Here is a 24,464-nt window from a genome sequence, read left to right on the forward strand (position 1 = left end):
CATTCTATTATTTATATGCACGATATGCAGATAGCATCCAAACATATTTTTCATAGCTTCCTAGAAGCGTAATTAATAAGTCCTTTGTAGGCTCGTCATTTCTTTCGTCTGCAAGCTTAAATCCGACTTCTTTAATCTCTGCAATGAGTTGTTTGTAATCGTCATGTAGTTGATCGAGTATTTCATCTTCTTTATCATCTGCGCTTGCTTCTACTAACGTCGCTTCTTTTAAGTATTTTGACATTGTTGCTAATGGTTTACCATCAATCATTAATATTCTCTCCGCTACTTCATCAAGGTCTTCTGCGAATTTGGCATACATTTCTTCAAACAATGCATGTAGTTGAAAAAAATGCCTTCCTTGAACAAACCAGTGATAACGATGTAGTTTTACATACATAACAAATTGATTCGATAGTAATTGATTTAAAAAATTTATCAGCTTTTGATTTTCCATCTGCACTCCACCTCTTTTGCTACTAAAAAAAGCAGTACCCTTCTAAAACTGGACATATCATCCCTTATTCTTAGGCTTTTATTACTAGCATTATCGAAGTGCAGATGAAATATACCTATTACATCACACGTTTAAACATTTTTTCTAACTCATACGTAGAAAAATGAATGATGATTGGCCGACCATGTGGGCATGTAAATGGATCAGTCGTTTTTCTTAAATCTTCCAGCAAGCGAAACATGTCATCATGGTTTAAGTGATGATTCGCTTTGATGGAACGTTTGCATGACATTAAAATGGCCGCTTCTTCCCGTATCGACTCTATATTAATTCGTTCATCATCCATAATTTGCTCTATCATTTCGCGAATGACCTCTTCTTCAAATCCCTTTGGAAACCAGTTTGGATAGGATCGAATAATATACGTTTGATTACCAAAATCTTCGAAGAATAGTCCAACATTTTCTAATTCATCTCGGTAATGTTCAATAAAGATAGACTCCTGCTTTGAAAACTCGAATGTTAATGGAATTAGCAGTTCTTGAACCTCATTGGTTGTGTTTCCTAACTTTTTCTTAAAGAATTCATATTTAATTCTCTCCTGTGCAGCATGCTGGTCAATCATATAAAATCCATTCTCATTTTGAGCAAGAATATAGGTGCCATGTAGCTGGCCAATTGGATACATGGTTGGAACTCGCTCTTCAGAAGGAATGACTTCTTCTTGTACTACAGGAGTCGGTGTAGTTACTTCTTCCGGTTCAGAATCAAATCGTTCTTCTTTTTCTTGATTATGATGGTGCTTCCCATCCTGTTCTACCATACTTTCTTGTTTTACTTCTGGTTGGTACGCTGGATAATTATCCAATTTACTCGTAGGTTCTATCGTTTCCTTTAAAAGGGTAGCAGACCGATCAAAATCCATTGTATGTTGAATCGATGGTCTAGGCTTTTCCACCGGTTTTTGTTCAATCTCTGGAATTAGTCTAGTTTGTCTAAATGTATCTTGTATCAGCTGCTCAACTAGTGTAAACAATTCTTTATCTTTACTAAAACGAGCCTCTAATTTCGTTGGATGGACATTAACATCAACTAAATAAGGATCCATTTCGATTGCTAGAACTGCAATCGGCGACCGCCCAATAGGTAGCAGCGTATGGTATCCACGAATTATCGCTTGATTCAACGGTATACTTTTAATATAACGACCATTTAATAGAATAGAAATGTAATTTCGTGATGCACGAGTGATTTCTGGCTTAGCGATAAACCCACTAATCTTGAAATCTAAAGTCTCCCCTTTAATAGGTAACATCTTCCTCGCGACACCCATTCCATATATTTGCGCGATTACTTGTAGTAAATCTCCAGTACCAGGCGTTTTAAATAAAGATTTCCCGTTATGTGTTGCCTCAAACCGAACTTCTGGATGGGATAATGCTAGCCTATTTAATAGATCTGTAATATGACCAAGCTCCGTGTGAATAGTCTTCATATATTTTAAACGGGCAGGTGTATTATAGAATAGGTCTGACACGGTTATCTCAGTACCTTTTCTAGCATCACTTTTCCCCCGCTCCGTTACGATGCCACCTTCAAGGGATAAGTACGTTCCAGCAGCATCCCCTTGAGAAGTTCTAATCGTTAATCTACTTACAGACGCGATACTCGCTAACGCCTCCCCACGAAATCCAAGCGTATGAACATGGAATAAGTCGGATTCATTTCTTATTTTACTCGTTGCATGGCGAAGAAAAGCTCGTTCCACATCCTCTTCAACCATCCCTTCACCATCGTCTGTAATTTTAATTTGCTCTAAGCCTGCTTCATGTAATTCTATTTTTATCCAGGTACTACCAGCATCAATACTATTTTCAACTAATTCTTTGACAACAGAGGCCGGTCTTTCCACAACCTCTCCTGCTGCTATTTTATTCGCTAGTGAATCTGGCATTTGAAATATTTTCATTAGAAAGAACCCTTTCTATTCATTACTACTTTGATATCATGTTTTGTTTCACTAATTTTTGCAAGCGATGTAATTCGTTCATGGCCTCTAACGGAGTCATATCAAATAAATCGATTTGATTTATTGCCTCTACTAGTTTCCTATCTTCCTGAGAAGGTGTAATCTTCTCCTTCACTGGTTTTTCTTCCTCCTCGAATAAGGAAAGCTGATTGGACTCTTGGATATTCTCCTTCACCTCATGACTTTCTAATTGCTCTAAAATAACACTCGCTCGTCCGATTAATTTATCAGGTAGGTTTGCAAGTTTAGCTACATGAATTCCATAGCTTTTGTCTGCTGCCCCTTCTTTTATTTGGTGTAAAAAGACGACATTTCCCTCATATTCTTCCGCACGTACATGAATATTTCGTAATCTAGCTAGATTTTCTTCTAGTGCCGTTAGTTCATGATAATGCGTAGAAAATAAAGTCTTAGCATGAATATGATCATGTATATATTCAACAATAGCTTGGGCAAGGGCCATACCATCATACGTACTAGTGCCTCGTCCAATCTCATCTAACAGGATTAGACTCCGCTCTGTTGCATGCTCAATGGCATGATTCGCCTCCAACATTTCGACCATGAAAGTACTTTGTCCGGATACAAGATCATCGGCAGCACCAATCCGAGTAAAGATTTGGTCAAAAATCATCAACTCCGCTTCATCACATGGTACGAAACAACCAATTTGCCCCATAATAGCGATTAATGCTAGCTGTCTCATATACGTGCTTTTACCAGACATATTCGGACCGGTGATTAATAGAATACTCTTCTCATCATCTAACACGATGTCATTCGGGACAAATGTTCCAACGTTCATCACCTGTTCAATTACAGGATGTCTACCATTTTTCACTTGAAGCTTATTTTCCGAAAACGTAGGACGATGATAATTATTAGCTTCACTGACAGTAGCAAAAGCTTGTAAAACATCAATTTTACTTACAACATCTGCCAAAAATTGAATTCTAGGAATTTGCGCTTTAATTTGCTCCCGTATTTCTGTAAATAATGTGTATTCTAATTCAACACTTTTTTCTTCTGCTTCTAAAATCAGCTGCTCTTTTTCTTTTAATTCAGGGGTAATAAATCGCTCTGCATTCGTTAACGTTTGCTTTCGCTCATATTTCCCTTCAGGTAACAGGTGTAAGTTAGCCTTCGTCACTTCAATATAATAACCAAACACCCGATTATACCCAATCTTTAATGATTTAATATTGGTTTCTTGCTTTTCCTTTTGCTCAAGTTCTGCAATCCATTTCTTTCCGTTTCTAGATGCGTCACGATAAGTGTCAAGCTGCTCGTTGTAACCATCCTTAATAATGGATCCTTCTTTAATGGAAATAGGTGGATCTTCCATAATACTTTGTTCTAGCAAATGAACTAAGTCCTCTGGATATTCTAGCGGTGTTGCTAAACTACTAATTTCTTTATTATCAATAGTCGAAAGTAGTCCTTTTATCTCTGGAATCCGTTTTAACGATTTTTTTAATTGTATAAGATCTCTTGCATTCACATTACCAAATGCAATCCTTCCAGCTAATCGCTCTAAATCATAGACAGATTTCAAACTATCTCGTAGTGCATCTCTCTCCATGAATGACTGATAAAATCCTTCCACCGCTTCTAACCGTTTCTCTATTTGTATGCGATCTAGTAGTGGACGTTCTAGCCATTTTTTTAACATACGCGAACCCATTGCAGTGACTGTCTTATCTAACACCCACAATAGACTACCGTGTCTTCCTTTGCGAAGTATTGTTTCTGTCAGCTCTAGGTTTCGTTTCGAAAACATATCCAGAGAAAGGAAGTGATCAAGCTCTAGTACTTCTGCCTGCTTTAAATGATCTAGTGACCTTTTTTGTGTATGTTGGACGTAATTTAATATCCTACTAAAAGCTTTCACTAATCTTTCATCATTTAGATTCTCACAAATGTCACGATACTCACCATTGAATGTAACCTCATCTTGATAGGATAATGTTACGTGTAACCGATCTGTTAATTGCTTTTGTAATTCCTCAGGGAGTTCAGAAGAGATAACAATCTCTTTAATCGGTTGATTATAAAACTCATGAATGACACGATCAAAATCAGAAGCAATCTGGGCAATGCGGCTCTCACCAGTGGAAAGATCACAATATACAATCACAAATGATCCATCATGAAAATGGGATAAACTGGCGATATAATTATTGTTCCGTTCATTTAACATAGCACTTTCCATTACAGTACCTGGTGTAATCAGTTGTACTACTTCACGCTTCACCACACCTTTGGCGGTCTTAGGATCCTCCACCTGCTCACAAATGGCTACTTTATACCCTTTTTCTACAAGATTCTTTATATAGTTTTCCGCTGCATGGTATGGTATACCACACATTGGAATAGGATCTTCTTTTCCTCCATCACGTTTCGTTAACGTAATTTCTAATTCTCTAGATGCCTGAATCGCATCATCAAAAAACATTTCGTAAAAATCGCCTAAGCGGAAAAATAGAAATGCATCTTTATATTCTGCTTTTATCTTTAAATATTGTTCCATCATCGGTGTATATTTTGCCATTACAAAATCCTCCAAAAGCCTACATATTATTCTATTATTATAGCATAAAATGAAAAGAAGGACTTATAGCTCAATTTACCAAAAAAAAACTTACGAGGAACATCCCCGTAAGTTGATTAATCTTTACTTCTACTAGTTGAACTACTTTCTAGAAAGTCTGGATTTAAATCACTCAATTCATCCTCGGTTAGTGCGTAATCCCAGCTTTCCTCTTCATCTTGATGTTTGTGAGCTTTAGGTTTTACTTTAACAAATACTTTTGTTTCGCCTAGCACTTGAACCAAAAATTCTCTTTCAATGTCTACAAGAATTTTATTTCCTTGGTTTGAAATTCTGCACTCCAAGCAATTAGGTTGTTGTAATACTTTACAAATCACATCATAATCATCGTTAATGCAATTCTCATCTAAAACACCTAGAGGGATATAGTCACAGTATGTTACTCGCTCTGTAACTACCTCTGTTTTTGTATTATCGTTATAAGAATACCAAATATTAATCTCATAGCTTCCGTTAACTTCAATGGTATCCTCTGATTTTTTCTTTGCATTATATAGATGATTTATTACCCAGCATCCAAGGATACTTGTAGGTCTATGTGATGGCGAAACGGAATGAGTTGCCTGTGTGAATTTTTTACCCTTACCGATAACCGCTTTTGTAATTATTTCTCGGTAGTCTTTATCTAGAAAACTCATAATGACGTAAACCTCCTCTTTTTTCATAGTCATTTTATGCAAGACAAATACCTAAAGTGCATAATGAATGAAGAAAGAGTAAAAAGGAATTTCGCAAAATGGGCAATAACCGTTTCACAGCAGGGCTTTTAAGGTTAATGGGAAAGCAAAAGAGCCTTTATAGCAGTCTCTTTAATTCTCACTTATTCCTAATTTATGTAAATGGTCACTATTATGATTTTTCAACTACTAACACGTTTAATCATGATTTCCTTATAGTACGATTTTACAAAGTCTTCGTAAAGTGAAAAAGTGGCTGAGAATAAAACTAAAAGAATTAAAACTAAATCCTCTTGTATCCCAGCCACTTCCGCTATTCTTTTCTATTTACATGCTTACTTCTTTAAGAGCGACCGCTTAATGGTCACAACCTACACTATTTTTTTCTCCTGTAGCTGTTTTCCCTGATAGTGGATCTCCACCAGTTGATTCAATTACTTTATTCGTTACTTCGCGTGCGATCGTTTTAGACACGAGCTGCAATACGTCATTGACAACGATTTGAGTTTCTTTAAATTCCTGTACAATTGGAATTTCGTCAATTTCTGCTTGTAGACGATCTATCTCTTCCTCTATACGTTTTAGCGCCTCTCTTTTTTCATAGGCTTGGAAGTTAACTGCTTGCTTCTGTAACGTCTTAATTTTTTGGATCAATTTTTGAACTTTTTTATTTTCATTGATCTTTGCTTCCACTTGCTTAAACCGATCAATTTCTTCTGTATTAGCAAGCATATCGGCTAATTTTTTTGCTTCTTCTAATATTTGTGTACGAGTATATTCAGCCATTTATTTCACCTCTACTGTATTTTCAACCATTACACCGTTCAATGACCATGTCTTTGCTTCGGTTATTTTTACCTCTACAATTTTACCAATTGCAGATTTTGGTCCTTTGAAGTTAACTAGTTTGTTCTTCTCTGTATATCCAGCCAGAACGTCAGGATCTTTTTTACTTTCGCCTTCAACTAGTACTTTGACAACTTTATTCTCATACGACTTCATGGAAGCCGCAGATTGCTTGTTGACAAGTTCATTTAAACGATAAAGACGTTTCTTCTTTACTTCTTCTGGCACATCATCTTTCTTCTTAGCTGCAGGTGTACCTTCACGAGGAGAGTAGATAAACGTATACGCAGCCTCGAACCCAACTTCTTCTACAAGTGACATCGTTTCCTCAAATTGTTCTTCCGTTTCATTCGGGAATCCTACTATAATATCAGTTGTTAATGTTACATTCGGAATAGCTTCACGGATTTTGCGAACTAACTCAAGATAATCTTCACGTGTATATTTACGATTCATTCGTTTTAAAACTTCATTACTACCAGATTGTACTGGTAGGTGAATGTGGTCAAGTAAGTTTCCACCTTTTGCTAGAACTTCAATCAGATGATCATCAAAGTCTCTAGGATGGGATGTTGTAAAACGAACACGTGGGATATCAATTTTATGGATATCATCCATTAAATCACCGAAACGATACTCGATATCCTCAAAATCCTTACCATAAGCATTAACATTCTGGCCAAGCAACGTAATCTCTTGATAACCTTGAGCAGCTAATTGACGGATTTCCTGTATAATATCTTCTGGTCTACGGCTTCTTTCCTTACCTCTTGTCATTGGAACGATACAGTAAGTACAGAACTTGTCACAGCCATACATAATATTTACCCATGCTTTAATCTTCCCATTTCGGACCTTTGGAAGGTTTTCAATAATGTCCCCTTCTTTGGACCACACTTCGACCACTTGGGCCTTTCCAAACATTGCTTCTTTTAATAAATGTGGTAAACGATGGATATTATGTGTACCGAATACTAAGTCAATATGCTGATGTTTCTTCATGATACGATCAACGACAGACTCTTCTTGAGACATACACCCACAAACACCTAGGATTAGATCCGGCTTCTCAACCTTTAGTGGCTTTAAGTGTCCGATTTCTCCAAACACCTTATTCTCCGCGTTTTCGCGTATAGCACAGGTATTGAGTAAGATAAGATCTGCTTCACTTGTTTCTGTAGTGGACTCATATCCCATTTCTGTGAGAATACCTGCCATGACTTCCGTATCATGTTCATTCATTTGACAACCATATGTACGGATGAGAAACTTCTTCCCTTTTCCGATTTCCTGCATATCTTCTGGAATACTAAAGTCATAATGAAATTGTACTTCTTCTCTACGACGCTTTCTAGCTTTCTTTAAATCAGGTGGTTGATAACTAGTTTGAAAATATTTGGCAATTAAATCATCACTAGACATTTTCTTTAAACGTTCCATATTATCTTGCTCTGAATTAAATTCAGTAGATTGAACTGGATTTATTTGTGCTTGTTCTAGTCGTTGTTTTTCATTCATCAGACGATCTCCTTTCTAATGGTCAGGAAAAAATATGTATCATTACTCATTATTACAGTATAAAGCCTTTCCAAGAATTTAACAATAATTGTGAGAAAACGACACAATTAAATTTAATCTATTCTTCACTTGTAATAGTGGCGGCTGGTGCTTAATATAAACCGGATAAAGGTACCGACTAGCAACTTTCTTACAACGAGATAAAATACTTGGACAATATAATGCTTCAAGCAAAAATAAAAGTGCTACGCATATTAGCGTAACACTATGTATTCAGTAGGCTATCTTGGTTCAACAATTAATTTAATTGCTGTTCTTTCCTCGTTGTCGATCATAATGTCTGTAAAGGCAGGAATACAAATTAAATCCACTCCACTAGGGGCCACAAATCCTCTAGCGATTGCAACTGCTTTGACGGCCTGGTTAAGTGCTCCAGCGCCTATAGCTTGAATTTCTGCTGTGCCACGTTCGCGTAATACATTCGCAAGTGCTCCCGCTACTGAATTTGGGTTTGATTTAGCTGAGACCTTTAATATTTCCAATACTAGTACCTCCTTCATTTCCTATTATAGTTCCTACTGCTACTATATTCTCTTAACCGTTAGCTTATAACCTCATTATGCATCAACAATTCGAAAAATTCAAATACCCCTACTACTTGAAGTCCTATGAAAAGAAAGGATGATCTTCATTAATCATGATTCTCTCAATTTTAGTTGCTTTTCCATTTTCCTCATTAATAGATACTAATACCCCATTTAATTGATTGCGCCCATTGGTATCTGGTTCAAATCGAACAGGTAAACTGGTTAAAAATCGTTTCAGTACCGCCTCCCGTTCAACTCCTAGAATTCCATCATAAGGTCCAGTCATCCCTACATCTGTAATATATGCCGTACCACCTGGTAAAATGCGATTATCTGCTGTTTGTGTATGTGTATGCGTACCAACTACTGCACTTACACGGCCATCTACATACCAACCCATCGCTTGTTTTTCACTTGTAGCTTCAGCATGAAAGTCTAAAAAGATTAGATTAGTTCTTTTTTTAGCTTCCGCAATTAATTCATCTGCTTTTGTAAATGGATCGTCTATTGCAGGTAAAAATGTACGCCCTTGTAAATTCATAACTGCAATTTCAATTCCATTTATGTTAATAAAGGTTAACCCTTTTCCTGGGGTTCCTTCTGGAAAATTAGCAGGTCTAATTAAATTCTTCGCATCATCTATAAATTCAAAGATGTCCTTCTTATCCCAAGTATGGTTCCCCATTGTAATCACTTGTGCACCAAGTCCCATAAATTGTTTATAAATTTTCTCGGTAATTCCCTTACCTGAAGCAGCGTTTTCTCCATTTATAATGATGGCATGCGGTTTATATTTGTCTTTTAATCTAGGTAAATATTCTTGTACCATATCTCTTCCAGGAGATCCAAAAACATCTCCAATAAATAAAATCTTCATCGTAATAATCATCCTTATCATTTCAATATGTTATTAGTTTTTCATATCCTTTAGCTAATGTCAAAGTAATCCAATGAAAAAAGGACATATAAAAAGTGGGGGCTATTATCCCCCACTTACTTCATTACCGGTTATTTAGCATATTCTACTGCTCTCGTTTCACGAATTACAGTCACTTTAATATGACCTGGATAATCAAGCTCACTTTCAATACGTTTACGAATATCTCTTGCAATACGTGCAGAATCTATATCATCTATTTCATCCGGCTTCACCATGATTCGAATCTCTCTTCCGGCTTGGATGGCAAATGATTTTTCAACACCTGCGAACGACTCAGAAATTTCTTCTAACTTCTCTAGACGTTTAATATAATTTTCCAATGTTTCACTTCTAGCACCTGGTCGTGCAGCAGATAAAGCATCAGCAGCTGCTACTAGTACTGAAATGATAGAAGTAGGTTCTTCATCACCATGGTGAGAAGCAATCGCATTGATTACAACTTCGTGTTCTTTGTATTTCGTTGCAAGCTCTTTACCAATTTCAACGTGGCTTCCTTCCACTTCATGATCAATTGCTTTCCCGATATCATGAAGTAATCCAGCTCTTCTTGCCAATCTTACATCTTCACCTAATTCAGCAGCAAGTAAACCTGATAAATATGCAACTTCTGTTGAATGTTTCAATACGTTTTGACCATAGCTTGTACGATATTTTAGGCGACCGAGAATTTTAATTAGATCAGGATGTAGACCATGTACACCAACCTCAAATGTTGTTTCTTCCCCAACTTCTCGTATATACTCATCCACTTCACGACGAGCTTTATCCACCATTTCTTCAATTCTCGCTGGGTGAATTCTACCGTCCTGTACGAGTTTTTCTAAAGCTATACGAGCAGTTTCTCTACGAATCGGGTCAAAACCAGATAGAATGACTGCTTCTGGTGTATCATCAATGATTAAATCGATTCCTGTTAACGTTTCTAATGTACGAATGTTTCGACCTTCACGACCAATAATACGACCTTTCATTTCATCATTAGGAAGATTCACAACAGATACAGTAGTCTCAGCAACGTGGTCTGCAGCACAGCGTTGTAAAGCTAAAGATAAGATGCTTTTTGCTTTCTTATCTGCTTCTTCTTTGGCACGATTCTCAGATTCTTTAACCATAATTGCTGATTCATGTGCTAATTCCTTTTCAAGTCGCTCTAAAATGATGCTTCTTGCCTGATCAGTAGTATATCCAGAAATGCGCTCAAGCTCCGTTTGCTGCTCATGTAACATTGCTTCCACTTTGCTTTCCATTTCTTCAATTTGTTGTTGTTTTTCTGTAAGCGATTGTTCACGTTTTTCAAGCATCAACTCACGCTTATCCAATGTTTCACTTTTTCTATCCAGATTTTCTTCTCTTTGCATCAGGCGATTTTCTTGCTTTTGTACTTCAGAACGACGTTCACGTAATTCTTGCTCTGTCTGCTGACGAAGTTTATGATTCTCATCCTTCGCCTCAAGAAGCGCCTCTTTTTTAGCGGCATCTGCATTTCGATGTGCTTCTTCAACTATTTGCTTTGCTAAATTCTCCGCACTGGAAATTTTAGCTTCTGCTATAGATTTACGAATCAGATAACCAACAAACAAACCGACTATAAGGAATAATAAGGCAAGCAAAATGGAGATGAGTAGATTTAAATCTTCCACGTTTTCACCTCCTCTTGCTATAAAATTGTTTCGGTTCATTCATTTAAATTGTCGGCATGTACCATATTCAATGAATAATTTAAAATCGTATAATAAAAATATAAAATTATACAATTTAATTTTATCTGTCCCGAAAAATAATGTCAAGGAATCGACAAAAATAAAGTGAATATATTTTCCAATAATTAGTATACAAAAAAAGGTCTATTCACCCAACATATACGCATTAAAGAATAGCATATATGGTAAAGGTGAAAGACCCTTTTACAATTTCAGTCAACAAATTGCTTAAACATCAAGTGTTTCTTGTTCTGGCTCGCCTTCTTCTCGTTCCACTTCACCATCTAGTTGATAGTGATCACGAATAGCCTGATGAATTTCATCCATAATATCTTGATTTTCTTTTAAGAATACTTTAGCATTCTCTCTACCTTGCCCTAACCTTTCACCTTGGTAAGCATACCAAGCCCCACTTTTCTGAACAACATCTAAATCGGAACCGATATCAAGTATTTCACCTTCTATAGAAATACCCTCACCATACATAATATCGACTTCTGCTGTTTTAAATGGTGGTGCTACTTTGTTTTTAACAACTTTTATTTTCGCTCTATTACCAATCATATCATTACCTTGTTTCAATGTTTCCGCACGACGTACTTCTAATCTAACAGATGAATAGAATTTCAAGGCACGTCCACCAGGAGTAGTTTCTGGATTACCAAACATAACACCGATTTTCTCACGGACTTGGTTAATGAAAATGGCAGTGGTTTTCGACTTATTGATCGCACCAGAAAGTTTTCTTAAAGCTTGTGACATCAGTCTAGCTTGTAGTCCCATATGGGAATCTCCCATTTCTCCCTCAATTTCTGCTTTCGGAACTAATGCAGCTACTGAGTCCACTACTAGAATATCTACTGCTCCACTACGCACTAATGCTTCCGCTATTTCTAATGCTTGCTCACCTGTATCCGGTTGAGATAGTAATAATTCATCTATATTAACACCTAGTGCTCTTGCATATGTTGGATCAAGTGCATGCTCCGCATCAATAAATGCAGCTTGTCCACCTTCTTTTTGTGCCTCGGCAATCGCATGTAAAGCGACGGTTGTCTTACCAGAAGATTCTGGTCCATATATTTCAATAATTCTTCCTTTCGGATATCCACCTATACCTAGTGCGATATCCAATGCTAGAGAGCCACTAGAGGTGGTCGCTAGTTTCTGACCCGCTTGTTCTCCTAATTTCATGACGGAACCTTTACCGAACTGCTTTTCTATTTGCTTTAAAGCCATGTCTAAGGCCTGTTTTCTATCACTCAACGAAACTACCTCCTTAAATTAACTATTTCTATCATACATTGTTTTTATCATTTTGCCAAGCAAAAAAACGAATAAATGTTCCCCTTTTTTTATAAGGTATTTTCCTTTTAAAAATCGATTACAGGCATTTCCATAGACCTATAATCGATTTTTATTGAAATATTAATCGAGTAAATTCTGTTTTAATAGATTAAATATAAGTTCAAAACCTTTCATAACAGCACGATGGCGTATACCAGCTCTATCCCCTATCAATTCAAATTTCTCGACAAGGTGAACTTTATCTTGCACAAACACAGAAACATAAACTGTCCCCACTGGTTTCCCTTCGACAGCATTTGGACCAGCAATTCCGGTAAAACTAATGCCAATACTAGAATGTAGCTTTTGAGCTACATTTTTAGACATTTCCAATGCACATTCTCTACTAACCGTCCCATAAGATGTAAGAATTTCCTCCGAAACCCCTAATACATCTCGCTTTACTGATTCGTCATAGCAAACAATCGAACCTTTGCAGACTTCAGAGGCACCAGGTACGGAGATGATTTTCTCGATAAACTTCCCACCGGTTAGACTTTCTGCTGAGGCAAGGGTTAGTTTTAGCTCTTTTAAATGATTGATAATAGATTGTTCAATCGTTTCATCATTCATTCCGACATAGAATGGATGAACCTTAGCTAATACGTTTGCCTTTGTTTCTTCTAACATAGCGATAGCTTCATCTTCACTGGCTGCTTTAGCTGTTAATCGTAGTACAATGCCATTACTTTGTGCTAATGGTGCAATGGTTGGGTTTTGTTGCTGCTCCATTATCTCTTTTAGTTCATGTTCAAGTTTCGATTCTCCAATTCCAATAAATCTTAGAACATACGATTTAATGATTTCCGTTAGATTCAATTCTTTTCTTAAAATGGGTAAGACCTCATCTACCATAATCGCTTTCATCTCACGAGGAACACCTGGCAAGAAAATCCAAATCGTATCATTGTAGTGAACGAGCATACCTGGTGCCATTCCAACTGGATTATGAAAAACTAGAGAATCCTTAAATACCCTTGCTTGTTTACGATTATTTGGGGTCATTTGACTATTCTGTTTAGCAAAAACAGCCTCTATTTTCTCCATGGAAGCAGGATGTTCTACCATTGTTAAACCGCTCATTAATTGAAATGCTTCTCGGGTTAAATCATCATCTGTAGGACCAAGCCCTCCCGTAACAATAACCACATCAGATCGGTCGTTAGCCAAAGCAAACGTATCTTTAACTCTGGTCAAATTATCTCCGACAACACCATGATAATAGACGTTTATCCCTTGGAGAGCGAGTTTTTCCGAAATCCATTGTGCATTTGTATTAGCTATTTGGCCTAACAAAAGTTCTGTACCAACAGCAATAATTTCTGCTTTAATCTGCTTCATTATTTAGAATCCCTCATAACATGAATATTTTTGGCAAAATAGTCGTAACCAGAAAGTACGGTAAAGAATAATGCCACATAAAGCATGATTGTAGCAAATGGAAAACCAACAAAAGAGAATGGGAAATTATGTAATAAAAGTGCTGCTATAGCAATCATTTGCGTAGCGGTTTTTAATTTTCCCATTTTCCCTGCCGCGAGAACAATCCCTTCACCAGCAGCAACTAGTCGAAGTCCTGTTACAGCGAACTCTCTACTAATAATAATAATCACTACCCATGCAGGTGCTGCTCCAATTTCAACTAATAAGATTAAAGCGGCAGAAACTAATAATTTATCTGCCAAAGGATCTAGAAATTTCCCTAAATTGGTAACTAGATTATGCTTTCTAGCATAATGACCATCAATCCAGTCCGTTGCAGAAGCAATAATAAAAAGTAAAGCAGCGATAAAATGGGATACTGGTAAAGTATTATCACCAATAGACCATTCTCCCCAATTTAAAGGAAGGCTCATTAATAGAATAAAAATAGGTATTAATAAAATTCTGGATAGGGTAATTCGATTTGGTATATTCATCTTTCATACTCCTTCATAATAAAGGGATAAAGAGGCTGGGACAAAACTAAAACAAAGGTAATAAAAAACGAACAATCACCACATTAGCCCCGGAAATATACGGAGACTCCTGTGGGAGGAAAGGCATCGGTGAGACTCCGGAAGAGCTTTAGCTCTGAGGAGGCTTACCAGCCGCCCACGGAACGCGTAGTATATTTCCGGGGCGGGTTTGATGCGCTAACTTTTATGTTCGGTTTATCCTATGTTCGAAATAGTTTTGTCCCATCCTCTTTTATCCTATTCATTTGATTCAACTACGTTTAACCATAAACGTTGATGGTCTGCTCCTCTTAATGTTGGATCAACAGGATATTCTAACTCAACACCATTTATTTTAACAGTTAAACCTGGTGTATTACCAATATTCAGTAAGATACGTGTTTCACCAGTTAAGTCTAATTCAACCGGTTCATTAGCTGTTACAATTGCTCCATAGAATTTTTGACCATTTGCATTATCTACATCAAGCCATACATCTTGAGTAGCAATAAACTCTAGATTTAATTCCTCACCAACATTGGTCAATTCAAGCTCAGATTGTGGTCTTGGTACTTGCCCTTCTTCAGTAACAACTATGCTAAGCTCTTGATCTTCTACATTTTCTTCTGTATCATCACCGGCATCAGTAGGATCTTCGGTAGACTCTTCATCTGTTTCGTTTTCACCATTCTCATCTACATTACCGGTATTCGGATTACTATTTTCGGATCGGTAAAACTCACCTTCATTTTGTTCGATTGGCGTCTCTTCATCTTTTGCATCATTCTTCGTTGTAAACCACCAAGCTAAAAAGAGAATACCAATGATTAATATAACAACAGTTAAAGTAGGAATAAATGAGAAGATAGCACTACTTTTCGTTGGCATATTATCCTTTCTCGACCGTTGAATCCTTGTATATTGCGTGGTAGTATCCTCCTCTGGCGAAGGGATATCTTCCTTATATTCCTCCATCAGTTCATTGGGATCTAGTCCAACCGCAATTGCATATTCCTTAATAAATGCCTTCGCATAAAACTTTCCTGGTAAAACAGAGAAATTTTCTTCTTCTATTGCAACAAGATATCTTTTCTGTATTTTTGTCGTATCTTGAAGCTCTTCAAATGAAATGTCATTTGCAATTCTTGCTTCTTTTAATCTCGCACCTATTCCCATATTAACACCATCCATTTAATAATCGAACATTGAAAAACCATTATCCTGATTAAATTGCGTATTTTCCACTACTTCATATGTAATTTCCTCGTCCTCATCACTTCGTAGTTCTATAATGTAATCAAAATCTTCAATATTATACTCTGTAGATTGTACAAATATATCCGGATGCTCCACTACTTTAATTGCTGGAAGCTGCATTATTTCACGAATTAATTGCCAATGCTTTTCACTTGCCTTTCGATGTGAAACAATACCATCAATAATAAAAATATTATCACTACTATATTCTCCAGCTATTAATTCATTACGTACTGTTTGTTTAATCAGCGTACTGGATACGAATAACCATCGTTTATTTGCACATACACTAGCAGCAACTATGGACTCCGTTTTCCCAACTCGAGGCATTCCTCTAATCCCAATTAATTTATGACCATCTTGTTTATATAATTCAGCCATAAAATCAACTAGGATTCCAAGTTCATCACGAACAAAGCGAACCGTCTTACGGTCATCTGCATCCCGATGTATGTATTTGCCATGTCTCACTGCTAAACGATCACGTAATTTTGATTTACGTAGCTTGGTCACTTGAATCGTGTCCATCGTTTGTAAGATTAGTCGTAAACGTGTAATCTGTTCGTTATTATCAGCAAGCAGCAACATACCTCTTCGACCGTTTTCGACACCGTTAATGGTTACAATAAAAATCGAAAGCATCCCTAGCAAAGAAGATATCTCCCCTAATAAACCAGGGCGATTAATTTGAATTTCATATTCTAAATACCATTCTGTTTTTGCCACTCAAAACTCTCCATTTCCCAAATTAACCCCAAAGTACCTATACCTTTATAATATATGATTTTGACTATTGTTTAAAGCTATTAATTCAAATTATCCTTAAAGATTTATATTTTTGAATATAAAAGAGGCCGGGACAAAAGAATTTATCTTAAAGAAAAACCGAATGATGAACAAGGACCCCGCTCCGGAAATATACTTCGCTTTCCGCGGGCGGCTGGTGAGCCTCCTCGTGCTACGCACTACGGGGTCTCACCTATGCCTATCCTCCCGCTGGAGTCTACGTATATTTCCGGAGCTAGTATCGTGTATCATTCGGTTTAACATTTAATTCTTTTCGTTTTGTCCTAACCTCTTTTATAGCAGTTGTTCGATTATTGATTAGCTTGATTTTGGACTAATTTTACCATGGAATTGGCGATTGCTTGCTGCTCTTCTTTGGAAGCTGCATTCCATAGTTCACGAAGCACCGCTTCCTCACTATTTTTTGCATCAACACTTTTGGCAAGATAATCTCCAACCTCATAAGCCACTTGTGAAATGGTGTCTTGAGACATCCCTTGTGACTGAGCTTGTTCTAATCTATTAGCTAAAAATTGCTTCCATGAGTCAAAGTTGTCAAGTACAGACATGTTCATTCCTCCTTCTCATAATACATCATGCATAGTATTTGATTTTTTTTATTGATTATGCATGATTTACTAGGAAGAAAGAAAATATTTAGTCCCATCCACCACTAATACGCAATATTTCTCCATGTATATATGCACCTTGCTGACTTAGCAAAAAAGTAACAGCATTGGCTACATCTTCAGGCTTCCCAGGACGATTAAGCGGAATTTCTTCCATTAATTGCGCCTTTTCTTCCTGTGATAATGGATTCATCTTAGTATCGATAAACCCCGGACTAATTGCATTGACTGTAATTCCACTTGGTCCAACTTCCTTTGCCAAGGCCTTTACGAATGCATTTTGCGCTCCTTTAGCAGTCGAATAAACCACTTCATAACTTGCGCCAATTTCCCCCCAAATAGAGGAAATCATAATGATCTTCCCAGATTTTCTTCTTATCATATCAGGTAGGATACTTTTCACTATAGCTAATGGCGCTTTTACATGAATGGATAACATGTCATCCATCACTTTTTCCGGCGTATCTTGTAATAGGCCGTAATATGCGATTCCACTTGAGAAAACTACTGCATCAATTGGATAAGCAATGTTTCCAATTAAACGGTTAATGCCTTGTTCATTCGTCAAATCAGCTTGAATACAGTCTACCAACTGATGATCTGGAAGCTCTTTTTTCAACTGATCGAGTGAGTGATAATTTTGATGATAATGAAGGATGAGAGAATAACCTTCTTGCCCTAATTGAAGCGCTATTTGACTCCCAATCTCTCCACTTGCTCCAATAATTAATACGTTCCCCATTTCTTCTCCTTACTCTGCTACAATTTTGCAAACACCTAATCGCTCTTCTGTAATCCATTGTTTTAAAAATTCATTTGCATCCTCCACGGATAAGCTTTGTATCATAGGAATTAATTCAAAGTAATCCACACCAACAGTATGATAATGAATGTACTTACTTGCAATATTTTCAAGTGAATTCATAGAACGTAATAATTGACCAATTTTCTTTCGCTTCATTCGTTCGAAGTCATCCTCACGTATTTCATGTGTTGTAGTCGAAAGTAACAATTCTTTCAGCTTCGAAACAAATTGGTCTGGGTTATCTGAGTTGCCACCAAGAATAGAATAACCAAAGTTTTTTTCTAAATTCGTTTCAAAATAAAAGCTCGAATCGATGATTTTTTCTTGATATAGTTCTTCATAGAACTGCCCGCTCTTCGAAAAATAATACGTTAGTATCATATCCTGTAGAAGGTCTTTCTTAACAAATTCTTCCCCTCTAAGTTCTTCTGTTGATTCTTTAATACCAACCGTACACTTAGCGACTGAAACCGGCATTACGATGTTGTTTTCCTTTTTAGCCACTTCAATAGGTTCTTTCGGATAATCGCGTTGAATCTCTTCCAGTTTATCAAAACTCTTTGAACGTTGATTATCTTCAATCAACTGCATCATTTCATCTGGATCAAATTTACCCGCAATAAAAAATGTCATGTTTTCCGGATGATAAAACGTGTTATAACATGTATATAAGTCATCCTTCGTAATTTCATTTATGGATTCGACTGTACCTGCAATATCGATATTAACAGGAGTTTCTTGAAATAAGCTTTTCAATGTTCCCATAAACGATTGCCAATCAGGCTGATCGTCATACATTTTGATTTCCTGTCCGATAATCCCCTTTTCTTTTTCAACTGATTCTTCAGAGAAATAAGGGTCTTGTACAAAGTCCAGTAATATTTTCACATTTTCTTCCACATTTGCTGTTGCGGAAAATAAGTAAGCCGTTTTAGTAAACGATGTATAGGCATTTGCGGATGCCCCATTTTTTCCAAAATCAGCAAAGACATCCCGGTCCTTCTTCTCAAACAATTTGTGCTCCAAAAAGTGGGCAATGCCATCTGGAACCGTAATTTGCTCGCTTTCGCCAATTGGTATAAATGTCCGATCAATGGATCCATAATTGGTCGAGAATATCGCGTAGGTTTTAGACATTTGTGGCCTTGGTAATAAAAATACGGATAATCCATTATCTAACTTGCGGTGATATAATGTTTCCTCAATATGCGTATACTGTTTCTTATCCATTATTTGATCCCCCTTCACTAGTGAGTAAGTAGACGGTATCTTCTACAACATGCTTACCTACTTCCACAACATCCTCCACGTTTACTGCTTTAATCTTTTCGATGAGTTGATCCGGCTGTAAGGTAGTACCTGCGATTACCTGCTGATACAGCATTTCTATTATTCCTTGGGGATGATCTAATGTTTCTAATAATTGATTGATAATTAAATCCTTTGTTTCTTTCAGTTCATCTTCTGTAATATCGCCATTTTTCATAGCTGTCATTTGCTTTTCTATAATATCTCTTGCTTTTTCATAATCCTGAGGAGCGATCCCACTGAATACTAACAATAAGCCTTTATGACTCTCTAATCTTGACGATGCATAATACGCCAGACTATTCTTCTCCCGGACATTTATAAACAATTTAGAGCTTGGAAAAGCACCTAATATGCCATTAAAAACTTGAAGGGCAGGATACTTTTCATCCTGAAAACGAATATTTGTACGATAACCAATATGAAGCTTTGCTTGTTGTACATGTTGTTTATCTATTACTTCCTTTGGATCTTTTGAAGTGTTTTTCGGTTCTTCTTCTACTACCTTATTGGCAGTACCTTCAATTTTTCTTTCAAAATTTGCTCCGATAAGCTCTTGGATTTTATCTTCCTTCACATCCCCAAGCACATAGATATCAATTTGGTCTTCTTTTAATAGCTTCACATAGTATTGATATAAATCAGTTGCTGATATATCATCTAAATCTTCTTCGTAACCACTAACATGTAATTGATATGCTTCCCCTTCACACATTTCATCAATCAATCTCATATTGGCATATTTCATTTTATCATCAATAACCGACTTTATTTTTTGTCTGAGGGTTTCTTTTTCCCGATTGATAATATCTTCATGAAAGGAATCATTCCTAACATTCGGATGAAAGATGACTTCATTAAGCAGCCTAATCGCCTCTTCTATAATATTCGACTCATTCGGGATGAATTTTTCATTGGCAACTTCTAATCGAAAACTGAGGATATGATGATTACCTTTTTTCCCACCATCAATAGACAATACAGCCCCGTAAAGATTATCTAATGCGATTTGCAATTCCTTTCGGCTTGGATATTCTTTAGGACCTTGCTGCAACACATAGGGTAACAATGCCCTTTTCGTAATGGTTTCACGATTTAATGGAGCCTTAAATTTTATAACGATGTTTACCGTTTTGAATTTACCATTTGGTATCAAATGTAAATTTAAACCATTCAGATTCTTCACATCTTCTTGAATCATAACCATATCTCTTCCTCCAATTTTATACATTCAAAACAAGCTAATCTTTAGTTTGTACCTTTTTTCATAATCAATGAATGTTTTATTAATAACCATAGTTTACCATTTATAAAGGAAACAACCAAAAAAAACTGACCTGAGTTTATAGCTTCAAGTCAGTTTTAATATAGATTATCTACTTCCCTTAATGTAAGGAACTCCACTTGCTTTCGGTGCTTCAGCACGACCGATAAATCCTGCTAAGGCAAGAATAGTCAACACATATGGAGCGATTAATAAGTAAATTTGTGGAATATCTCCAAGTACAGGAATTCCAGAACTTACGATACTCAAGCTTTGTGCAAAACCAAAGAATAGCGCAGCTCCCATAGCTCCTAGTGGATGCCACTTTCCAAAGATAACCGCTGCAAGTGCCATAAACCCTTGTCCGACAATCGTAGAATGGGAGAAATTAGAAACAATCGTTAGTGCAAATACAGATCCCCCTAAACCACCTAGCGCTCCAGATATAATAACTGCAGTATAGCGCATTCTAGATACATTTATACCATTCGTATCTGCCGCCATTGGGTGCTCACCCACCGCACGTAAACGTAATCCAAAGGTAGTTTTATACAGTACATACCATGCTATAAAGGCAAAGATAATGGCGATATAAGAAGTTATATAAACCCCGTCAAAAAAGATAGGACCGATAATTGGAATTTTTGACAAGAATGGTATTGTAGTGGAATTAAATGGTTCTGCTACCATATCGGTTTGACCCTTTCCATACCAAATCTTTGTCAGATAAATACCTAATCCAAGTGCCAACATATTGATTGCAACACCACTAACAGTCTGATCCGCATAAAATGACACAGATGCAACGGCATGGATTATAGAGAAAATAGCCCCTGCAATCATAGCGGCAATTAAAGAAATCCACGGTGTCCACGCGCCAAATACATCAGCAAATGTAAGATTGAAGACAATTCCAGTAAACGCACCGATGACCATTAAACCTTCAAGCCCAATATTGACGACACCGGAACGTTCACTAAAAACTCCTCCCAATGCAGTAAAAATAAGGGGAGCAGAAAAGAATAGTACAGTAGGTATTATGGAATCTAATATATGAAGCATTTATTTCCCCTCCTTTTTAACACGCTGTAATGTCCAACGAATGATATAACTAGAAGCGACAAAGAAAATAATGATAGCGATGATGATATCCACTAGTTCTGTCGGTACACCAGCACTAGGCATTTCTCCAGCACCCTCTTTTAACACTCCAAAAAGAATGGCTGCTAAAACTACGCCTATAGGATTGTTTGCACCTAGTAAGGCAACCGCAATTCCATCGAAACCAAGGTTCGTAAATCCTGAAATAACGGATACATTACCATACGTTCCTAATCCTTCCATCACACCAGCTAATCCAGCAAACGCTCCTGAGATAACCATGGACAGAATAATATTTTTATTAACGTTCATACCTGCATATTTGGATGCATGTTTATTAAAACCAACAGCTTTTAATTCATAACCAAGTGTAGTACGTTCAATGATAAACCACATAATGATAGCTGCAAATAATGCTATTAGGAATCCATAGTGCATACGCGAGTAAAATGTTAAGCTTTGCAACCATTCGGACCCTAAGGAGGCTGTGGATGCTATTCTATCTGTTGTTGTACTATTTTCAGTTAAAACAGAGCGAACAATTTCATTTGAAACAAACATAGCAATGTAATTCATCATAATCGTTACAATTACTTCATGTACACCGATTTTCGCTTTTAATAGACCAGGTATAAATCCCCATAGCCCACCAGCTATCGCTCCTGCTAGAACAGCTAATGGTAAATGAATAATCATTGGCGCATCAATGGCTAAACCAACCCAAACCGCAGCTAACCAGCCAACGATAACTTGTCCTTCTGCACCAATATTAAACAATCCAGTACGGAACGCAAATGCAATAGCAAGCCCTGTTAAGATTAAAGGAGTTATTCTTCTAATGGTCTCACCAATTGTAAACGCGTCATAAAAGGCACCATTCCAAAGTGCTTTATAACCATCTATCGGGTTGTGTCCCGAAGCAATCATAATAATTGCTCCAACAATTAACCCTAGAAATACAGATAATATCGGAACAATTATACCAAATAGTTTTTTATTTGATGTCACTTGAATCACCTGCCCCATTTATTGTACTACCTGCCATTAACAGGCCTAATTCCTGTTCATTTGTCTCTTCAGGCTTTAGATTAGCGACAATTTTCCCATCAAACATTACCGCAATTCGATCACTAACATTCATGATCTCGTCTAATTCAAAGGAAACTAGTAAAATTGCTTTTCCTTTATCACGTTCTTCTATTAACTTATTATGAATAAATTCGATTGCTCCAACATCTAATCCACGTGTTGGTTGAGCCGCAATTAATAAATCAGGAGAGCGGTCAATCTCTCGGCCAATTATCGCCTTTTGCTGATTTCCACCTGATAATGCACGGGCAGGAGTGTATTCACTCGGGGTACGTACATCATACTCATCAATAATTTCTTTTGCCTTCTTGTATATCGCTTTATAATTTAAAACGGAGACTTTTGAATAAGGCTTTTGATAATATGTTTGCAGTACAATATTAGCGCCAATTGGATAATCTAAGACTAAACCATATTTATGTCTATCTTGTGGGATATGCCCTAACCCACTTTTCGTAACATTCCTAGGGCTAAGATTCGTAATGTTTTTTTCTTTTAATTGAATTTTTCCAGAACGAGACTTTCGCAGTCCTGTAATTGCTTCAATTAATTCTGTCTGACCATTACCATCCACACCAGCAATTCCAACAATTTCACCGGCACGTACTTCTAAATCCAGGCCTTTTACTAAATCTACTTTTCTCACATCATGAACATATAAATCCTTAATATGAAGAACGACCTCTTTTGGATTAGCTGGTTGCTTCTCTGTCTTAAAGTTAACTTCTCTCCCAACCATTAGCGATGCAAGTTCATCTGGGTTAGTATCCTTGACCTCTACTGTACCGATACCCTTCCCTTTTCGAATTACTGTACAACGATCACATACTTCCATGATTTCTTTTAATTTATGGGTAATCAGTATAATAGATTTCCCTTCTTTAACTAAGGAACGCATAATTTCGATTAGTTCTTTTATCTCTTGAGGAGTTAACACTGCAGTTGGTTCATCAAAAATCAGCACCTCTGCACCACGATATAACGTTTTTAAAATTTCCACACGTTGCTGCATCCCAACAGAGATATCACTAATCTTTGCGGAAGGATCTACCTTTAATCCATAACGATCTGATATTTCTTGTATTTCTCTTTCCGCTTTCTTTAAATTAATGCTACCTAATTTTCCTTTAGGTTCACTACCAAGGATGATATTTTGTGTAACAGTAAATGGTTCAACTAGCATAAAGTGCTGATGTACCATCCCAATACCTAAATTATTGGCGATATTTGGGTTTGTTATTTTGACTGTTTCACCCTTCACTCGAATTTCTCCAGCTTCTGGCTGATATAACCCAAATAAAACGTTCATTAAAGTAGATTTCCCTGCACCATTTTCACCTAATAATGCATGAATTTCACCTTTTTTTAATTGGACTGTAATGTTATCATTAGCTACTATCCCTGGAAATTCTTTTCGGATATTTAACATTTCAATCACATATTCCACTAATGTCACCCCTCTAAAATCTCTATTCTATTGCTATTATTTTTTATAAAATATGATTTTATTGTAGAAAAAATAGGACATCTACCTTTCTGGTAAATCTTCCATCAAATCACTCATTCTGAGAACTTA

General features: G+C 36.7%; 21 protein-coding genes. All 21 read right to left on the bottom strand.

The annotated features are described in order from the left end of the window. Positions 1–7 precede the first annotated feature (7 nt). The 21 genes from AAIB49_RS00360 to AAIB49_RS00460 all read right to left on the bottom strand — a co-directional run bounded on the left by AAIB49_RS00360 (position 8) and on the right by AAIB49_RS00460 (position 24,335). Entirely contained in the window at positions 8–457 is a 450-nt protein-coding gene (locus AAIB49_RS00360) for a Dps family protein (RefSeq protein ID WP_339215178.1), read from the bottom strand. Positions 458–575: 118 nt separating this feature from the next. Then, positions 576–2,426, bottom strand: coding sequence for a DNA mismatch repair endonuclease MutL (mutL, locus tag AAIB49_RS00365; protein WP_343456896.1), 1,851 nt, complete (start codon positions 2,424–2,426; stop codon positions 576–578). A gap of 25 nt (positions 2,427–2,451) precedes the next feature. Further along, the gene (gene mutS / locus AAIB49_RS00370; RefSeq protein WP_343456897.1) at positions 2,452–5,037 is read right to left on the bottom strand and encodes a DNA mismatch repair protein MutS; all 2,586 of its coding nucleotides are present in this window, start codon (positions 5,035–5,037) and stop codon (positions 2,452–2,454) included. A 116-nt stretch (positions 5,038–5,153) separates the two neighbouring features. Continuing rightward, positions 5,154–5,735: an outer spore coat protein CotE gene (cotE, locus tag AAIB49_RS00375; RefSeq protein ID WP_339215184.1), complete on the bottom strand. Its 582-nt coding sequence runs from the start codon at positions 5,733–5,735 to the stop codon at positions 5,154–5,156. Positions 5,736–6,131: 396 nt separating this feature from the next. Next, entirely contained in the window at positions 6,132–6,560 is a 429-nt protein-coding gene (locus AAIB49_RS00380) for a YlbF/YmcA family competence regulator (protein ID WP_211741469.1), read from the bottom strand. Then, the gene (miaB, locus tag AAIB49_RS00385; RefSeq protein ID WP_186868745.1) at positions 6,561–8,138 is read right to left on the bottom strand and encodes a tRNA (N6-isopentenyl adenosine(37)-C2)-methylthiotransferase MiaB; all 1,578 of its coding nucleotides are present in this window, start codon (positions 8,136–8,138) and stop codon (positions 6,561–6,563) included. A gap of 281 nt (positions 8,139–8,419) precedes the next feature. After that, positions 8,420–8,680 carry a stage V sporulation protein SpoVS gene (gene spoVS, locus AAIB49_RS00390; protein WP_010093295.1) on the bottom strand — a complete coding sequence of 87 codons (261 nt, stop codon included), beginning with the start codon at positions 8,678–8,680 and terminating at the stop codon, positions 8,420–8,422. A gap of 124 nt (positions 8,681–8,804) precedes the next feature. Continuing rightward, complete coding sequence (locus AAIB49_RS00395; RefSeq protein ID WP_339215193.1) at positions 8,805–9,602, bottom strand: TIGR00282 family metallophosphoesterase; 798 nt, start codon at positions 9,600–9,602, stop codon at positions 8,805–8,807. Between the two features lie 131 nt (positions 9,603–9,733). Continuing rightward, on the bottom strand, positions 9,734–11,344 hold the full coding sequence (rny, locus tag AAIB49_RS00400) for a ribonuclease Y (protein ID WP_186868743.1): 1,611 nt from the start codon (positions 11,342–11,344) through the stop codon (positions 9,734–9,736). Positions 11,345–11,593: 249 nt separating this feature from the next. Next, entirely contained in the window at positions 11,594–12,631 is a 1,038-nt protein-coding gene (gene recA, locus AAIB49_RS00405; protein ID WP_186868742.1) for a recombinase RecA, read from the bottom strand. 162 nt (positions 12,632–12,793) lie between these two features. Continuing rightward, positions 12,794–14,053, bottom strand: a complete 1,260-nt coding sequence (locus tag AAIB49_RS00410) for a competence/damage-inducible protein A (RefSeq protein ID WP_339215196.1) — start codon at positions 14,051–14,053, stop codon at positions 12,794–12,796. Continuing rightward, complete coding sequence (pgsA, locus tag AAIB49_RS00415) at positions 14,053–14,631, bottom strand: CDP-diacylglycerol--glycerol-3-phosphate 3-phosphatidyltransferase (RefSeq protein ID WP_339215198.1); 579 nt, start codon at positions 14,629–14,631, stop codon at positions 14,053–14,055. Before pgsA ends, AAIB49_RS00410 begins: the two co-directional genes overlap by 1 nt. Before the next feature lie 276 nt (positions 14,632–14,907). Then, positions 14,908–15,825, bottom strand: a complete 918-nt coding sequence (locus AAIB49_RS00420; protein ID WP_339215200.1) for a helix-turn-helix domain-containing protein — start codon at positions 15,823–15,825, stop codon at positions 14,908–14,910. 15 nt (positions 15,826–15,840) lie between these two features. Next, a complete protein-coding gene (locus AAIB49_RS00425) occupies positions 15,841–16,632 on the bottom strand; it encodes a DUF3388 domain-containing protein (RefSeq protein ID WP_339215202.1) in 792 nt (263 codons plus the stop codon). A 371-nt stretch (positions 16,633–17,003) separates the two neighbouring features. Then, entirely contained in the window at positions 17,004–17,261 is a 258-nt protein-coding gene (locus AAIB49_RS00430; protein WP_186868737.1) for a DUF3243 domain-containing protein, read from the bottom strand. 88 nt (positions 17,262–17,349) lie between these two features. Then, on the bottom strand, positions 17,350–18,063 hold the full coding sequence (gene ymfI / locus AAIB49_RS00435) for an elongation factor P 5-aminopentanone reductase (RefSeq protein WP_339215204.1): 714 nt from the start codon (positions 18,061–18,063) through the stop codon (positions 17,350–17,352). Between the two features lie 9 nt (positions 18,064–18,072). Then, a complete protein-coding gene (gene yfmH / locus AAIB49_RS00440) occupies positions 18,073–19,356 on the bottom strand; it encodes an EF-P 5-aminopentanol modification-associated protein YfmH (protein WP_343456899.1) in 1,284 nt (427 codons plus the stop codon). Beyond that, positions 19,349–20,641, bottom strand: a complete 1,293-nt coding sequence (gene yfmF / locus AAIB49_RS00445) for an EF-P 5-aminopentanol modification-associated protein YfmF (protein ID WP_343456900.1) — start codon at positions 20,639–20,641, stop codon at positions 19,349–19,351. Before yfmF ends, yfmH begins: the two co-directional genes overlap by 8 nt. 165 nt (positions 20,642–20,806) lie before the next feature. Beyond that, a complete protein-coding gene (locus tag AAIB49_RS00450; protein ID WP_339215210.1) occupies positions 20,807–21,760 on the bottom strand; it encodes an ABC transporter permease in 954 nt (317 codons plus the stop codon). Continuing rightward, entirely contained in the window at positions 21,761–22,807 is a 1,047-nt protein-coding gene (locus AAIB49_RS00455) for an ABC transporter permease (protein ID WP_343456901.1), read from the bottom strand. Next, the gene (locus AAIB49_RS00460; protein ID WP_339215212.1) at positions 22,794–24,335 is read right to left on the bottom strand and encodes an ABC transporter ATP-binding protein; all 1,542 of its coding nucleotides are present in this window, start codon (positions 24,333–24,335) and stop codon (positions 22,794–22,796) included. Before AAIB49_RS00460 ends, AAIB49_RS00455 begins: the two co-directional genes overlap by 14 nt. Positions 24,336–24,464 lie beyond the last annotated feature (129 nt).

The organism is Ornithinibacillus proteolyticus (genome assembly GCF_039581225.1).
GTDB classification, from domain to species: Bacteria; Bacillota; Bacilli; order Bacillales; family Amphibacillaceae; genus Ornithinibacillus; species Ornithinibacillus massiliensis.

Coding starts and splice junctions, on each gene's coding strand:
- AAIB49_RS00360 (WP_339215178.1), bottom strand. CDS start 457: ATGGAAAATCAAAAGCTGATAAATTTTTTAAATCAATTACTATCGAAT.
- mutL (WP_343456896.1), bottom strand. CDS start 2,426: ATGAAAATATTTCAAATGCCAGATTCACTAGCGAATAAAATAGCAGCA.
- mutS (WP_343456897.1), bottom strand. CDS start 5,037: ATGGCAAAATATACACCGATGATGGAACAATATTTAAAGATAAAAGCA.
- cotE (WP_339215184.1), bottom strand. CDS start 5,735: ATGAGTTTTCTAGATAAAGACTACCGAGAAATAATTACAAAAGCGGTT.
- AAIB49_RS00380 (WP_211741469.1), bottom strand. CDS start 6,560: ATGGCTGAATATACTCGTACACAAATATTAGAAGAAGCAAAAAAATTA.
- miaB (WP_186868745.1), bottom strand. CDS start 8,138: ATGAATGAAAAACAACGACTAGAACAAGCACAAATAAATCCAGTTCAA.
- AAIB49_RS00395 (WP_339215193.1), bottom strand. CDS start 9,602: ATGAAGATTTTATTTATTGGAGATGTTTTTGGATCTCCTGGAAGAGAT.
- rny (WP_186868743.1), bottom strand. CDS start 11,344: ATGAACCGAAACAATTTTATAGCAAGAGGAGGTGAAAACGTGGAAGAT.
- AAIB49_RS00410 (WP_339215196.1), bottom strand. CDS start 14,053: ATGAAGCAGATTAAAGCAGAAATTATTGCTGTTGGTACAGAACTTTTG.
- pgsA (WP_339215198.1), bottom strand. CDS start 14,631: ATGAATATACCAAATCGAATTACCCTATCCAGAATTTTATTAATACCT.
- AAIB49_RS00420 (WP_339215200.1), bottom strand. CDS start 15,825: ATGGGAATAGGTGCGAGATTAAAAGAAGCAAGAATTGCAAATGACATT.
- AAIB49_RS00430 (WP_186868737.1), bottom strand. CDS start 17,261: ATGTCTGTACTTGACAACTTTGACTCATGGAAGCAATTTTTAGCTAAT.
- ymfI (WP_339215204.1), bottom strand. CDS start 18,063: ATGGGGAACGTATTAATTATTGGAGCAAGTGGAGAGATTGGGAGTCAA.
- yfmH (WP_343456899.1), bottom strand. CDS start 19,356: ATGGATAAGAAACAGTATACGCATATTGAGGAAACATTATATCACCGC.
- yfmF (WP_343456900.1), bottom strand. CDS start 20,641: ATGGTTATGATTCAAGAAGATGTGAAGAATCTGAATGGTTTAAATTTA.
- AAIB49_RS00450 (WP_339215210.1), bottom strand. CDS start 21,760: ATGCTTCATATATTAGATTCCATAATACCTACTGTACTATTCTTTTCT.